At 53.5% G+C, this 14503-nt stretch carries 11 protein-coding genes; 7 read left to right on the top strand and 4 right to left on the bottom strand.

Annotated elements, in window-relative coordinates; all coding sequences use genetic code 11:
- Nucleotides 1-383 precede the first annotated feature (383 nt).
- Complete coding sequence (gene rpsA / locus FRY97_RS19105; protein WP_147169174.1) at nucleotides 384-2372, bottom strand: 30S ribosomal protein S1; 1989 nt, start codon at nucleotides 2370-2372, stop codon at nucleotides 384-386.
- A gap of 357 nt (nucleotides 2373-2729) precedes the next feature.
- On the opposite strand from rpsA, the gene FRY97_RS19110 reads away from it, so the two are divergent.
- Nucleotides 2730-4400, top strand: a complete 1671-nt coding sequence (locus FRY97_RS19110; protein ID WP_147169175.1) for an AMP-binding protein — start codon at nucleotides 2730-2732, stop codon at nucleotides 4398-4400.
- Between the two features lie 57 nt (nucleotides 4401-4457).
- Complete coding sequence (locus tag FRY97_RS19115; RefSeq protein WP_147169176.1) at nucleotides 4458-4880, top strand: RidA family protein; 423 nt, start codon at nucleotides 4458-4460, stop codon at nucleotides 4878-4880.
- A 154-nt stretch (nucleotides 4881-5034) separates the two neighbouring features.
- Here the strand turns inward: FRY97_RS19115 and FRY97_RS19120 are convergent, their stop codons facing one another.
- A complete protein-coding gene (locus FRY97_RS19120) occupies nucleotides 5035-6099 on the bottom strand; it encodes a D-alanine--D-alanine ligase family protein (protein WP_211356923.1) in 1065 nt (354 codons plus the stop codon).
- 582 nt (nucleotides 6100-6681) lie between these two features.
- Between FRY97_RS19120 and FRY97_RS19125 the strand changes: the two genes are divergently transcribed.
- From FRY97_RS19125 to FRY97_RS19135, 3 genes are all read left to right on the top strand, one after another.
- Nucleotides 6682-7131 carry a DinB family protein gene (locus FRY97_RS19125; RefSeq protein WP_147169178.1) on the top strand — a complete coding sequence of 150 codons (450 nt, stop codon included), beginning with the start codon at nucleotides 6682-6684 and terminating at the stop codon, nucleotides 7129-7131.
- 239 nt (nucleotides 7132-7370) lie between these two features.
- Nucleotides 7371-8651 (top strand): DEAD/DEAH box helicase, encoded by a 1281-nt coding sequence (locus FRY97_RS19130; protein WP_147169179.1) that lies wholly within the window; start codon nucleotides 7371-7373, stop codon nucleotides 8649-8651.
- Nucleotides 8652-8732: 81 nt separating this feature from the next.
- Nucleotides 8733-9581, top strand: a complete 849-nt coding sequence (locus tag FRY97_RS19135; protein WP_147169180.1) for a class D beta-lactamase — start codon at nucleotides 8733-8735, stop codon at nucleotides 9579-9581.
- Between the two features lie 191 nt (nucleotides 9582-9772).
- Here the strand turns inward: FRY97_RS19135 and FRY97_RS19140 are convergent, their stop codons facing one another.
- Both FRY97_RS19140 and FRY97_RS19145 read right to left on the bottom strand, forming a co-directional pair.
- A complete protein-coding gene (locus FRY97_RS19140; RefSeq protein ID WP_147169181.1) occupies nucleotides 9773-10021 on the bottom strand; it encodes a hypothetical protein in 249 nt (82 codons plus the stop codon).
- Nucleotides 10022-10280: 259 nt separating this feature from the next.
- Complete coding sequence (locus tag FRY97_RS19145; RefSeq protein WP_147169182.1) at nucleotides 10281-12062, bottom strand: helix-turn-helix domain-containing protein; 1782 nt, start codon at nucleotides 12060-12062, stop codon at nucleotides 10281-10283.
- A 270-nt stretch (nucleotides 12063-12332) separates the two neighbouring features.
- Here FRY97_RS19145 and FRY97_RS19150 point away from each other — a divergent pair, with 270 nt between their 5' ends.
- Both FRY97_RS19150 and FRY97_RS19155 read left to right on the top strand, forming a co-directional pair.
- On the top strand, nucleotides 12333-13622 hold the full coding sequence (locus FRY97_RS19150) for an amidohydrolase family protein (RefSeq protein ID WP_147169183.1): 1290 nt from the start codon (nucleotides 12333-12335) through the stop codon (nucleotides 13620-13622).
- Nucleotides 13623-13801: 179 nt separating this feature from the next.
- Nucleotides 13802-14434 (top strand): DUF4294 domain-containing protein, encoded by a 633-nt coding sequence (locus FRY97_RS19155; RefSeq protein ID WP_147169184.1) that lies wholly within the window; start codon nucleotides 13802-13804, stop codon nucleotides 14432-14434.
- The last annotated feature ends 69 nt before the right edge of the window (nucleotides 14435-14503 follow it).

Below are 14503 nucleotides of genomic sequence, written 5' to 3' on the forward strand. Positions count from 1 at the left end.
CGAGTTGCACAGCGCCTTTAAAAAGGGCTAATCCTGCATTAAGATCCCCCCAAAAATGTCTCATCACCCTAGACAATCAGCTATGGCTCGGCCGCCTTGAGGGCGCTGCTCTTTTGGTACTTTTGGAGCGCCAAAAGTACAGATCGACTGAATTCAGCTCCAGTTTAGCCCGAAACCAAGAAACCGAAGCTCTAAAGTAAAATACTTGAATGCTATAAAATCTGATCACTTATTTTTGAACGAATCAGCAATGTATACTTAAATATACACAATCCCCAAAAAGAGAAAAGGCCTACAGTGTCTACTGTAAGCCTTTCTCTTTTATATTCCGCTCCTGCTGCCAATGTCTCGGGCAGCGGGGCACGCAGGGAAAGAGGTACGAATTAGTCTTCGCTTCCTTCCTCAGCGCTGTCGTTGTCCTCGAGCTGATCTTTCAGCTGACTGAACACATCGAGGTCGCCAAGGGTAGACTTCTCAATATTCGTCTGCTGTTTTTTGATCGCTTTACGGGTCTGCGTACGCTCCTCCGTTTTCACTTTGCGTACTTCGTCCTCCGCTTCGCGGCGGATGTCATCAAGGTAGCGCAAGTGTGAAACCAAGATCCGCTTGTCGTCACGGTTGAACTCAATGACTTTAACCGTCAGGGTTTCATCCACTTCTGCAAGCTGCCCATCCTCTTTGCGCACATGCTTGATAGGGGCGAATGCTTCGAGGCCGTAAGGCATTTGTACGATAGCTCCGCGGTCGTCGCGGCGCACAATAGTGCCTTCGTGGTAAGAGCCTACAGGGAAGACATTTTCGAAGGTATCCCATGGGTTCTCTTCCAGCTGCTTGTGGCCCAGCGAAAGCTTGCGGTTTTCCTTATCGATTTCCAAGATTTGGATATCGATGTTCTCGCCCACCTTTGTAAACTCAGATGGGTGAGAGAAGCGCTTGGTCCAAGAAAGGTCAGAGATATGGATCATGCCACCAATGCCTTCGTTCAGCTCAACGAACACACCATAAGGCGTGAGGTTTTTCACCTCCCCGGTGTGGCGGCTGCCTTCTGGGAAGTTCTGCTCGATCTCGCTCCAGGGGTCTTGAGAGAGCTGCTTGATAGACAGCGACATTTTGCGGTCTTCGCGGTCGATGGTAACGACCTTCGCATCATACTCCTGCCCCAGCTTGAAGAATTCGCGGGCATTGATAGGCTGATTGCTCCAGCTTACTTCTGAAACGTGGATCAGGCCTTCTACGCCAGGCTGAATCTCCAGGAATGCACCGTAGTCTTCGATATTCACGATGCGGCCCCTGACTTGTTGACCTTCTGCAATTCTTTCATCAAGCACTTCCCATGGGTGAGGCTGCAGCTGCTTCAGACCGAGAGAGATGCGCTTTTTGTTCTCATCGAAGTCAAGCACAACGACATTGATCTTCTGATTGAGAGCAAGCACCTCGCTTGGGTGGCTGATGCGGCCCCAGGAGATATCTGTGATGTAAAGCAAGCCATCTACGCCACCGAGGTCAAGGAATGCACCGAAGTCGGTGATGTTCTTCACGAGGCCCTCGAGTACCTGTCCTTTTTCAAGGCTAGCAATGATCGCTTCACGCTGTTCTGCGAGGTCGCTTTCGATGAGTGCTTTGTGGGAGACAACGGCATTTTTGATCTGCTCGTTGATTTTGACCACTTTGAACTCCATCGTTTTGCCCACGTAGGCATCGTAATCGATGATTGGCTTGATATCAATTTGTGAGCCAGGGAGGAAGGTCTCCAGCCCTCCACAATCAACAATAAGACCGCCTTTGGTCTTGCTGATCACAGTGCCTTTGATGACCGTACCGTTCTCGTAAGAATCTACAATTGACTCCCATGCGCGCAGCAGCTTCGCTTTACGGCGGGAAAGGACCAGCTGTCCGCGGGCATCTTCCTGCTGCTCAACGTATACGTCTACTTGATCGCCTGCGCCAAGGTCTGGGGTATCCCGGAACTCAGACATAGGCACCAGGCCATCCGACTTGAAGCCGATGTCCAGGACAACATCGCCATCGCTGATTGCGGTAACGCGGCCTTTCACAATTTCGTTCTCCAGTACGGAAGTCAAAGTTTCCTCATACTGAGAAGTAAGCGATTTACGCTGTTCCTCCGTATAAGAGAGGCCTGAGCGGCGGTCGACACCCCAATCGAACTCATCGTGCGGGGTTTCAGCAACTACCTCTTCTTCCTCCTCTTCTTCTTCGTCTTCTGCTACGTCCTCTTCTTCGTTTTCGTCTTCAGAAGAATCGTCTTGATCAGGGGCAGTCTCCTCCTGCTGCTCAGCGGCAGGGGTGGTCTCCTCCTGTTGTTCTTCGGGCGTTTCCTGCCCTTCCTTTTCGAGATCTTTTTCGTCCTGCATTGAAAGAATGCTTTTGGTTAAAAAATCAGTTAATAAAAATGGATGGATAAGCGGGAAAAAAGCCTTTTAAGCCCTCCCTTCCGCTTTAGCGGGGCAAAGGTAAGCCTTTAGCGGGGCATTGTAAAGCAAAAGCTTTGGAAATTAAGCGCTTAATGGATTTTAAAGGGTTCAGTACGCCCTATGCCGAAAGCGAAAATTCGCTTTTGGCATGGCTTTACTGCTTGTATATCGCTCGAACGCTGTTATTTTGAAAACATTCTTTGTAGTTTAGTGATCTATAGCAGCAGGAAATCCCCTGCCCCTTGCAATGGACCCCAATTGCCCTCATTTTAAAACCTGCGTAAATCCGAACAACCAATGAGCGATCAAAGGCCCTGGCTAAAGAATTACCCAAGCGGCATCCCTGCCAACATCAATCCAGATGAATATGCGACTCTGGTTGACATGCTGAACGATACCTTCAAAAAATACAGTAAGCGCACTGCATTTTCCTGTATGGGCAAGGAGCTGACCTTCAGTGAAGTCGACCGGTTGTCCAACGATTTTGGGGCTTACCTGCTTTCCCGCGGGCTTAACCCCGGCGATAAAATTGCCCTGATGATGCCCAACCTGCTGCAGTACCCTATTGCACTGTTCGGTGCATTGCGCGCTGGCCTGGTCGTAGTCAATACCAACCCGCTTTACACTCCAAGGGAGATGAGGCATCAGTTTACGGACTCCGGCGCCAAGGCTATCGTCATTGCTGAAAACTTTGCCTCCAACCTACAGCGCATCATTGGCGACACCAATATACAAACGGTCATAACCACCAGCATAGGCGAAATGCTGGGCTTCCCTAAAAAGCTGATTGTCAACTTTGTTGTCCGGAACATCAAGAAGATGGTGCCTTCTTATGATATACCTAATACCGTCAGCTTTAGCGACGCTCTCCAACAGGGGCGTAAGTTCAGCCTCAAGCCCCACCAAGGAAGTGCAGATGACGTAGTGCTGCTTCAGTATACCGGGGGGACCACCGGAGTCGCCAAAGGGGCGATGCTCACCAACCGCAACCTGGTCGCGAATATGCTGCAGATACGGGCATGGATGATGCCTTTCCTGAAAGAAGGGGAGGAAGTCGCGCTGAACCCACTGCCGCTCTACCATATTTTTGCCTTTACCGTAAACTGCCTCGCGCTCATGAGCTTTGGCACGACTAACGTATTGGTGACCAACGCACGCGATCTGCCTTCTGTTGTTGACGCCCTGAAAAGCTATCCTGTTTCTCTTACGACTGGCGTGAACACCTTGTTCAACGCACTAGTCAACCACGAGGGGTTCAAGGCGCTAGATTTCAGCAGCCTCAAGGTGACGGTAGGCGGCGGCATGGCTGTGCAGCGTTCGGTGGCTGAGTCTTGGCAAAAACTCACCGGTTGCCAGCTTTCAGAGGGTTATGGCATGACGGAATCCTCGCCTGTGGTCAGTGTCAACCCACTAGATGGCACGGGCCGGATTGGCACAATTGGGCTGCCGGTACCCTCCACAGATGTGCGCATCGTTGATCAGCAAGGCAACGTACTAGGCTACGAACAGCCCGGAGAACTTCAGGTTAGAGGCCCACAGGTTATGAAAGGCTATTACAACCGCCCGGAGGAGACTGCTAAAACCTTAAAAGAAGGATGGCTGTGCACGGGCGATATTGCGACACTTGATGCAGATGGCTTCCTGCGCATCGTAGACCGCCAGAAAGATATGATCTTGGTTTCCGGCTTCAACGTTTATCCCAATGAGGTGGAAGAAGTCGTGGCCAGCCATCCCAAAGTGCTGGAATGTGCCGCCATAGGGATAGCCGACGAAAAGTCGGGAGAAGTGGTGAAAGTATTTGTTGTGAAGAAGGACAACTCACTGACCGAAAAGGAGCTCATTGCGTTTTGCAGGGAGGAGCTCACCGGCTATAAAGTGCCTAAAAAAGTAGAATTCCGGAAAGAGCTGCCCAAAACTAATGTGGGCAAAATCCTGCGCCGCGAACTGCGGGAAGAAGCCAAATCTTAAACCATCACCCTGGCCTGCAGCGGGGCTCCTCCGCTGCAGGCTGTCAATATTGAATTTATGCCTTCTCAAAAATTTGATGCTCCCGGAGCTCCGAAGCCTGTGGGGCTGTACCCTCATGCCCGAAAGGCTGGCAACTTGCTCTTCCTATCTGGTATAGGCCCCCGCAACCCGGAGACCAATGGCGTCCCTGGCTTGGAGCAGTCTGCAAGCGGGAACTATACCGCTTTCGATTTTGAAGCCCAATGCCACGCCGTTTTCCAAAATGTGCACAAAGTGCTGGAAGGCAGTGGCGCCCGCTGGGAAGACCTGGTGGATGTCACCGTGTTCCTCACTGATATGAAGCGCGACTTTCATACCTACAACCGCATTTACGCGGAGTACTTCAAAGACAATCAGCCTTGCCGGACGACCGTAGGCATCGACTCCCTGCCTACACCCATTGCTATTGAGCTGAAGTGCATAGCAGTACTGCCAGATTAAGCGCTTGCCTAGAACAGTTTCGCCATGAAAACCAAGCCCCCCTGCCGAGCCAACATGGGCGGCAGGGCTCTGGCGAAGCTGCTAAATGAAAAATCAGGAAAAAGCCAGGCCCATAAAGCCTTGATTGGCAAAAGCGCAGAGCGCCAAATCTGCACTAGGCCCTCCAAGTCGTTTTGAGCTTTTTGCGCTGATCGTACCTGGCAATGGCCAGATCCAACAGTTTCCGGATAAGAGCAGTGTAGCCTATGCCTGCATCCCCCCATAGCTGGGGGTACATGCTGATATTGGTAAAGCCAGGCAGCGTATTGATTTCGTTGACATAAATCTCGCCCGCAGGGGTGAGGAACATATCCACCCTTGCCATCACTTCCGTCTCCAATGCCTGGTAAGCCCTACGGGCGGTCTCCTGTAGGCGCGAGCGCTCCTCTTCTGTCACCTGTGTGGGCACGAGCAGCTGAGCCGTATGCTCATCCTCGTACTTAGCGTCAAAAGTATATGCGTCTGGTGTGATGATCTCCCCAATATCGGTCACTTCGGGGAAAGTGTTGCCCATCACGGCGCATTCCAGCTCCCGGCCAGTGATCATTTCTTCCACGATGACTTTTTTATCGTATTGGAAAGCATCTTCCAGAGCTGTGGCAAACTGCTCTTCGTTATTCACCTTGTGCACCCCAACGGAAGAGCCCATATTGGCAGGTTTGACGAAAATCGGGCTGCCGAGCTCGGCCATCACCTCAGCGTAAGCAGGCCGCTGCTCGTGAGCGTGCAGCACCCTGCCCCGGGCCACATTCAAGCCTGCTGCGCTCAATAGGCGCTTGGCCACATCCTTGTCCATTGCAACCGCTGAGCCCAGCACATCTGGGCCTACAAAAGGCAGGCCGAGCAGGCGGAGCGCCCCCTGTGTGATCCCATCTTCCCCATTTGGCCCGTGTAAGATGAGGAAAACAGCATCAATAGCGGGCAGGGCGCGCCCGGTGGCCAGGTTTAGCAGCGGGCCATCCGGCCCAGCAGGCACCAATGCAAGCAGGTCGCCCTGCTCTTCTACAAAACGGCCGAGGCGGCCTTCGTCTATCAGTCGCCAAGCCCCGTTGAAGTCTACGCCGATCAGCAAGACTTCGTACTCCTCCCGGGGCATGGCTGCCAGGATGTTCTTCGCAGAGCGCACGGATATTTCGTGCTCCGGGGATTTGCCCCCGCAAATGACAGCTACTCTTTTCACGGTTAACGTTTTGTGGGGCAAGATAATGCCCCCGGTTGAGATGTCAGCTCCTTGTGTGCAAGATATTCGCGCCCTTCAATTTTTGGCTATATTGCATACGGCTATCCGATACAGCGCCCGAGCTTGAAATGGAATATGGCGCTTTAAGCTGGGCAAGCCATGTTGGGCGTAAACGAAAATGCCGAAGCCGTTTTTGCTTTTCGGGCTCTAGTGCCTCAAGCCATAAATCCTTGCCACCCCAAGTTTCGTTCTTTTCCGCCTACTCTTCGTTAAAGAACCGCTCCTTTAGCTCGGGCTAAAGTCGCGAACCTTCGCCTTGATTAGCCGGAAAATAACTTCAACTTAAGTATCAGAGATTTATGGCTTAAGGCACTAGGCTGGCATCGGCCTAGCGCTGCGGAGGGGTGGGAAGCCCGTCAGGGCCGAGCGGGCAGCGAGCCCCGGAGCATAGCGGCACCTGCCGTTAGGCAGGGGCAGGCCCCATCACGCGAAGCAAGCTGGGCAGGCCAAAAAAGATAAGAATCTGATTTGCGCCCGCCATGCTTTATCTTCGTTTTCCGAAATCCACATAATACCAGACGCATGAACCTGAGCCTTACGCGGCAAGCCCGCCAAAACTTCCTTTCCCTGATAGACGGGCTGCCCCCTGAAGCCCTCAACCGTATCCCTGATGGTTTTAACAACAACCTCATTTGGAACCTTGGCCACATGATTGCCACACAGCAGCTGCTGTGCTATGGCCTGTCCGGCACACCTTTGCGGGCCAATGAGGAGCTGATTGCTGCATTTAGGAAGGGGACGCGCCCTGAACGGCAGTACTCACATCAGGAAGCCGAAGAAATAAAAACACTCGCCATTTCGGCCATCGATACATTTGAACAGGACTGGGAAGCTGATGCCTTCGGCCCTTTCACCACCTACCCCACCAGTTTTGGGCTTACCCTCCACAACCTCGAAGAAGCCATTGCCTTCAACGCTGCTCACGAAGCCCTTCATTTGGGCTATGCCATGGCCTTGAAAAAAGCGCTTTAACATATTTATTGAATAATATCCGCTCAGAAATACATCTTTCTGGGTTTTGACTGCGTTCTTTGTGCAGTGAATAGCCAGGAATACCCGGTTGGCTTTAGCAAAGGGGCAAAGCGTGCCCCGTTTTTTTCCTTCAAAAGAATCTGGCAGGCATCGTATTAGATATTGCGGGGCCTCAACGCCCCTGCCACCCTCCAATACCCGGGGATGAATTGCCTCCCACCATTTTATTTCCTTTTTACATGACTTTTAAAGACTTAGGCCTCAGCGCCCCTATTCTCAAAGCCCTTGACCGTATTGGCTATCAAAAGCCTACGCCCATTCAAGAGCAGGCTATCCCTATCTTGCTTCAAGGGCACGACCTCTTAGGCTGTGCGCAGACTGGCACCGGAAAAACGGCCGCTTTCTCCTTGCCCATCATCCAACAGCTGATGCAGACTCCCCCACACCGTGGGCAGCGCCCGGTCCGGGCCCTCATCATCGCCCCAACGCGGGAGCTGGCCATTCAGATTGATGAAAGCATAGGCGATTATGCCAAGGACACCCCGCTTCGCCATGCTGTGATCTTTGGCGGCGTAAAACAGAATGCCCAGGTCAACGCCATCAAACGGGGCGTAGATATCCTGACGGCAACCCCTGGGCGGCTCTTGGACTTGATGAGCCAGGGGTTTGTCTCCCTCGACAAAGTGGAGGTTTCTGTCCTCGATGAGGCCGACCACATGCTTGACATGGGCTTCATCCATGATATCAAGCGCATCGTGGCACGCCTGCCGGAAGACCGGCAGTCTTTGTTCTTTTCCGCAACGATGTCCCCTGAGATCATGGCGCTTTCCAAGCGCATCCTCGGGCAGCCCAAACGCGTCACCATCAACCCCGAGCAGCCTACTGCAGAGCGGGTGGAGCAAGCGGTTTACTTTGTTTCTAAACAAGAAAAACGAAAGCTCCTCGCCCACTTGCTAGATACCGAAACCGTAGACTCCGCACTGATTTTCTCGCGCACCAAGCACGGTGCCGACCGCATTGCCCGGCAGCTCAACAAAGCAGGGCACAAATCCGCTGCCATCCATGGGAACAAGTCACAGAATGCCCGGCAGCGGGTCCTGGACCAGTTCAAAAATGGAGAGCTCAATGTGCTTGTTGCCACAGATATCGCCGCCCGGGGCATTGATGTAGACGAGCTTTCTCATGTCATCAACTACGACCTGCCCAACGTGCCAGAAACGTATGTGCACCGCATCGGGCGTACCGGGCGGGCAAAAGCCAGCGGCGTAGCTTTGTCCTTTTGCGACGGGGAAGAACGAGCGTACCTGAAGGATATCCAAAAGCTGATTGGCCAGCGGGTGCCCGTTATCGATGAGCACCCTTTCCCTGACGATGGCAGCCTACCGGAGCCAACGCCCCAGCCGCAAGGCGGCCAAAACAACCGCAACCGCTCCGGGCAAGGTGGGAACAAAAACGGCCGCAGGCCCAATAACCGCAGAAACAACAGCCGCAGGGCTAAATCTAGCCCCTCAAAAGCATAACCAGCTCTACTAAACAGGAGGGGGCGCTCCCCTCCTGTTTTTTCGCGCCAAGCGAGGCTTGACTAGCTTTATGCAAAAACTATGCGCCACCACCTCGCCACTTTCCTCTCCATAGCCCTACTGCAAGCGTGTACGCCCAGCCCTGTAGGCACAGCAATGAAAGCGCCGCAGTTGCAGGTCCGCCCCGGACTGCAGCAGCTATTTGCCCCTTGCCAGTGCAGTGGCACCATAGCCTTATTTGATGGGCAAAGCCAAACTTGGTATACCTCTGACTCCATCGGCTTGCACACCTACAGCCTGCCAGCCTCTACTTTCAAGATTTTCAACCTCCTTACTGCCTTACAAACGCAGACACTGGCAAGCCCTCAGGACACCCTGCACTGGACCGGGCAGCCCGATACGCTGCGCTACGGATATCGGCCTGACATCTACCGGGACCTGACGGCCGCCCAAGCTTTTGAGCAGTCAGCCGTATGGGCTTTCAGGGCTTTGTCTGATGCTATCGGGCGAGAGGCCTACCGGCAATACCTAAGCCAAGCTGATTACAGCAACTTACAGCTCACCCAGCCCGATACTGATTTTTGGAACTTCGGGCCTTTCGGGGTCACGCCGGCACAACAGGTACAACTCATGCGCCAGCTATTTGCCAATCAGCTGCCCTTTGACACGGCCTACCAAGAAATGGTGCGCCGGGTCATGCTTACTCCCACTACGGCCCCTTTCCCCATTCACGCCAAAACCGGGTGGACCAGTCAAGATAGCCTGCGGGTCGGCTGGTGGGTCGGTTACGCGCTGCCTGAAGAACATGCCCCCATTTTTTTTGCCACACGCCTGTTCAAAAGCAAAACACTTGATACAGAGGACTTTGCTGAATGCAGAAAGACCGTGACATTGGAAGCCCTACAATGGCTAATGCAGTACCGGCAATAAGCTGAGCCAATGGGCACAACCTAGATGATTGTTTTTATTTGGGGCCTGCCCCTGCCTGACGGCAGGGTGCCGCTATGCTACGGGGCTCGCTCTCCGCTCGGCCCTGACGGGCTTCACACCCCTCCGCAGCGCTAGCCCGATCCCATTATAGCGCTGGCTGGGCTTGGACGCCTGCAAAACGCAGGCATAAGCTACCCAGCCGCAAACAGCTCATCGACCTGCTTCTCGAAGCGTTTCAGACGGCCAGAATCGTCCCGTTGGCGCAGCCACTCCATGGCCTGCCCCAATAATGGTATCCGATGGTGCAATAGGTAAGCCCCAATAAAGACGCCAACATACCCAAATGGGATGACCGGTATACACATCAAGATCAGGCCGACAAGCAAAATGATAACTCCATAAACTACGCGAGCGTATGGGAAGGTGAACAGTCGTTTCATAGCAGTCAATACATCATGGGCAGAATTGCCACTCCGGGCCGTTACGCCCAACCACTTATTGAAAGTATAGCACAGCTATGATGTTCGCTCAGCTGCCTGTCAGGGGCACTGCCATTTTAGAGATGCTATGTTAACATCCAAGCAGTTCTTTGAAAAAATTGCAGATTAGCACTACCGAAGGAGGTCATTCTTTCGAGAGTGATCATCCAGTGTGGGCGGCAGAGGTATTGCCGTACCCGTTTCAACCCATTTCGGAAATTCATTCCTGTTGCTGTTTCTTGACCCAAGCGCGGGGCGTAAGGCCCACCGATTTCTTAAAAAACTCATTGAAAACGGTCTTTGAGTTGAAACCGCTTTCGTAAGCCAGCCCCAGCAAGGTGAGGTGGGCATTGCCTGGCTTCAGTGCCAGCTCTTGGAAAAGCTGCAGGCGCAGGGTATTGACGTACTCGTTGAAGTTCTGGCCGAGTTGTTCGTTCAGCAGCCAGGACAGCTTATTGGCGGTGATGCCAAGACGCTCGGCCAGCGACCGCAAAGAGAGGCTAGCATCCTGATAAAGCTGGTCCTTTTTCATGACCGCTTTAAGTTGTAGCAGCACAGGCTGCCACTCCGCCTCCTCCATCAAAGCTGCTCTAGGCCGGGCGGCTGGCTCCGGCTCCTTGCTGAGCAGCCCCTGTGGGAATACTTTTTCCACTAGTGCCCGAAACCGGGCATGGGCATGCAAAGGCTTCAGCAAGGGCATATTCTGGAAATTGATATACTGCCCGATACGTTGCCCAACTTTCTCCTCTAGCAAATCCATAGCTTCTTCCTCCTCCCCCAAGTATAGCTTCAAATACAATTCCCAAGTAAAGAGATCTACCTGGGCAGAAGGTTGCACTGCAGGCACTTCCCCCTCAAGGCGCTGCCCGTGGAACAATTGGTAAACTGCCCGGCAGGCTTCAGGCTGTTCCGGGCATTCGGCTTGCGCCAAAAAACGCTCCAAGCCCTGCCAGTCGCCCAACAAGATATAGCACAGCTGCGTCAGGCCCACGGCATGAGTAAAGCCTGGCTTGACCTCCATTGCGGTTGCAGCACAAGCCAGTGCCTCCTGATAATCTCCTGACAAATAGTGGATATTGGCCAAGGTATAATGGTGGTTCGCAGATAACGGATTGGTAGACAGGATGTGCCGGGCATGCCTGAGCGCCTGTTCAAAATCGCCCACTGCTGTGTAGAGCTCCGCCAGCCCTTCCTCTGCTTCCGTATCGCCAGGGTTGACCGCCAAAGCTTGCCGGTAGGCGGCCTGGCCTTCTGCAAAAGACCATCGGCCCCAAAATGCCAGGGTCGCCTTGCTGAAATGGCCCGGCCCGGCGTTTTCATCAATAGAGAACCCCTTTTCCAGATAGCCTTGCGCCACTTCCAGCAGCTCGTGAAAACCTCCAAAGGAGGCCCGCATGGCAAAACAATAGGCCAGCCCAAAGTAAGGGAGGGCAAAATTGGGGGCCATAAGGGTACACTCCTTGTAAAAAGCAATGGCATTGGTAATGCCGGGGTTGTCCCAACGAAGGTGGTTGTACCTCGCCTTCAGATAGAGGTCGTAAGCCTCTATATTCTTAGTAGGCGGGCGGATCAGTTGATCTTGCAGTTCGAAATGCCCGTACTGCGCTCTGATCTGATCGGCTATCAGCAGGCTGATTTCATCCTGCAGTTCGAAGATATCCTTCAGCTCGCGGTCAAAGCGGCGGGCCCACAGCTGTACGCCATCCCTTGCGCTCACCAGCTGGGCTGCAATACGCACTTTTCTGCCCGCCCGCCGTACACTGCCCTCCAGTATGTTGGCTACCTGCAGCTGCTGCCCGATGTCCCTTACGTCTATGGCTTTGTTCTTGTAAGCAAAAGAGGAAGTCCTGGCGATGACTTTCAGGCCCCGCACCTTGGCCAGAGCATTGATGATTTCTTCGGACACCCCATCGCTGAAGTACTCATTTTCGGGGTCCGGGCTGTTGTTGACAAAAGGCAGGACAGCAATAGATGCGGGGTATATGGCAGGAGCAGCAGGCATAGGTATGGTCTTTCAGGTGGGGCAAAAATACCAAATTCCTTACGCAAAAGCACGGCCTGGGGGCTGCCAGCTCTGCCCCATTTCCCCCTAAGCCCCAAAAAACCGGCCGGGCTATCCATTTCCCCGGCCACCTGCACTTCAACCTTTTTCGCAAAGCGATATTTTAATGCTGGGCTGTGGTCTTATCGCAGAATGATATTACATTTATAGCCACTAGGTTGGAAGCCAACTTCCCACCGGTACACATTGCCAAGCTAAACATCTTCTACTATGCGACTTTTCACGCTACTCCTTTTCCATATTGTTGTTTGTACGGGCCTTATGGCACAAGTACCGGCACCTGGCCCTGCACAATCTCAGCCCATTTACATCACCGGGGCTACTGCCCACTTGGGCAATGGGACGGTCATCGAAAATGCGGTAATAGGCTTTGACCAAGGTAAAATCACTTTTGTAGGCACTGTGGCCGAAGCCGAGCAGCGCAGCTGGAGCAGCTACACTAAAATCCAAGCAGAGGGGAAGCACGTTTATCCGGGCTTCATCGCCACAGCCACCAACCTAGGCCTTGTTGACATTTCTGCTGTGCGGGCCACGCGCGACTTTGACGAGACCGGCCTGATGAACCCTAGTGTGCGCAGCCTCATTGCTTACAATACCGATTCCCCAGTAACGCCTACTGTCCGCTCCCAGGGGGTCCTCTTAGCCCAGATCGCCCCTTCCGGGGGAAGGGTCTCTGGCCTGTCCAGCCTGGTACACCTCGATGCCTGGAATTGGGAAGATGCTGCCATTGCAGCAGATGAAGGGCTGTTCGTAAACTGGCCATCGCTGTTTAGCTACAACTGGCGGGAACGGCGGTACAGCAAAAACGAAAATTACAGCGAGCAGGTAGAAGAGCTGCGGCAGTTCTTCATGGAAGCCAAAGCGTACCACGAACGCACAGACCGGGGCCAGGCCAACCTTAAATTCGAAGCTATGGGCCCGGTGTTTTCTGGCGAGCGCCAAGTTTATGTAAGGGCACAGGAAGCCAAGGAAATCCTTCATGCCATAGAATGGGCGCAGGGTATGGGGCTAAAGCTGGTCATCGTAGATGGGCGGGAGTCGTGGATGGTCACCGAAGCCCTGAAAGCAGCGGGGGTGCCAGTCATACTCCGCTCAACACAGAGCTTGCCAAGCCGGGTGGACGCCGATATAGACCAACCCTTCAAGACGCCGGCCATGCTAAAAGCTGCGGAGGTCAAGTTTGGGTTTGGGCACGATGGCTATTGGCAGCAGCGCAACCTCGCCTACCAGGCCGGACAGGCTATTGGCTTCGGGCTGAGCTATGAGGATGCCGTTGCCGGGCTGACGGGCGATCTTGCGGATATCCTAGGCGTGTCTGACCGCCTCGGCACCTTGGAAGCCGGCAAGGACGCTACCCTTTTTATCAGCAGCGGGGATGCGCTAGACGTACGTACTGGAAACGTAGAACAGGCTTTTATCCAGGGCAGAGCGGTAGACTTGGATAATGTCCAAAAAGCACTTTACCGCCGGTTTAAGGGCAAATACGATGCTGAACGTTAAGGTTTGCTAAAAAAGGGCAAGGCACAGGCGGGCAAGCAATCAGCGGCCCGCCTGTGGCGTTTCAAGAGGGCGCTGGGCCAAGAACTATTACCCCGGGCCAACTTGTTATGACCAATATGCAGGGTGTTGCCCGCCGCCGGGCACCTGAAGTACCGCCCAGCATCACAAAATACAGGAACATGAAGCCATTCTTTTTTCTCCTATCGCTGACCTTCTTTGCGTACAGCAACGTGTTTGCGCAGGCTACCGGGTCAGTAGAGATCAATGGGCAATTGCTGCCTTTTATGGTGGATGAATGCGGGGATACCCTTATCATGGCTACGCTGGATGACGTCTCCGTTTCTTCCCCCAAAAACTTCGAGAACCGGGAGGATTACCTCAAATACCGCCGCTACCGGCGGTACGCGGCTGTAGTCTACCCTTACGCTGTTGAAGCCATCAAGCTCTTCCGGGAAGTAGAATATGCCACCTCCCACATGAAAGACCGGGAGCAGAAACGCTACATCCGGAAGCTCCACAAAAACTTGAAAGAGGACTTCACTGACCCCCTGAAGGGCCTTACCAAAACACAGGGCATGATCCTGATCGAGATGATAGAGCGGGAGCTTGACCGCCCGCTTTACGATTTGATCAAGGACTTGCGAAATGGCTTGACCGCTGCTTATTGGAATACCCTTGGCAGTATGTTCGGGCACGACATCAAGTCGGGCTATGTGGAAGGGGCTGACCCCATCCTCGATGCGGTGCTACAGGATATGAACATCAGTTATGACATACCGGCTGGGCGGCTGGGCGGTGCGGTAGGAGAGTAAAGCCATAACCTTTTTACCGGGCGCTTAGAGCGCAGACCGCTGTGCAAGGCTTTCTTGGGCCATAAATAG

It is taken from the genome of Phaeodactylibacter luteus (assembly GCF_007993045.1).
In the GTDB taxonomy this organism is placed as follows: domain Bacteria; phylum Bacteroidota; class Bacteroidia; order Chitinophagales; family Saprospiraceae; genus Phaeodactylibacter; species Phaeodactylibacter luteus.

What these genes read in the sequence shown, in the direction of transcription:
- rpsA (WP_147169174.1), bottom strand. Translation starts at nt 2,372, where the DNA reads ATGCAGGACGAAAAAGATCTCGAAAAGGAAGGGCAGGAAACGCCCGAA.
- FRY97_RS19125 (WP_147169178.1), top strand. Translation starts at nt 6,682, where the DNA reads ATGAACCTGAGCCTTACGCGGCAAGCCCGCCAAAACTTCCTTTCCCTG.
- FRY97_RS19135 (WP_147169180.1), top strand. Translation starts at nt 8,733, where the DNA reads ATGCGCCACCACCTCGCCACTTTCCTCTCCATAGCCCTACTGCAAGCG.
- FRY97_RS19155 (WP_147169184.1), top strand. Translation starts at nt 13,802, where the DNA reads ATGAAGCCATTCTTTTTTCTCCTATCGCTGACCTTCTTTGCGTACAGC.
- FRY97_RS19145 (WP_147169182.1), bottom strand. Translation starts at nt 12,062, where the DNA reads ATGCCTGCTGCTCCTGCCATATACCCCGCATCTATTGCTGTCCTGCCT.
- FRY97_RS19130 (WP_147169179.1), top strand. Translation starts at nt 7,371, where the DNA reads ATGACTTTTAAAGACTTAGGCCTCAGCGCCCCTATTCTCAAAGCCCTT.
- FRY97_RS19115 (WP_147169176.1), top strand. Translation starts at nt 4,458, where the DNA reads ATGCCTTCTCAAAAATTTGATGCTCCCGGAGCTCCGAAGCCTGTGGGG.
- FRY97_RS19110 (WP_147169175.1), top strand. Translation starts at nt 2,730, where the DNA reads ATGAGCGATCAAAGGCCCTGGCTAAAGAATTACCCAAGCGGCATCCCT.
- FRY97_RS19140 (WP_147169181.1), bottom strand. Translation starts at nt 10,021, where the DNA reads ATGAAACGACTGTTCACCTTCCCATACGCTCGCGTAGTTTATGGAGTT.
- FRY97_RS19150 (WP_147169183.1), top strand. Translation starts at nt 12,333, where the DNA reads ATGCGACTTTTCACGCTACTCCTTTTCCATATTGTTGTTTGTACGGGC.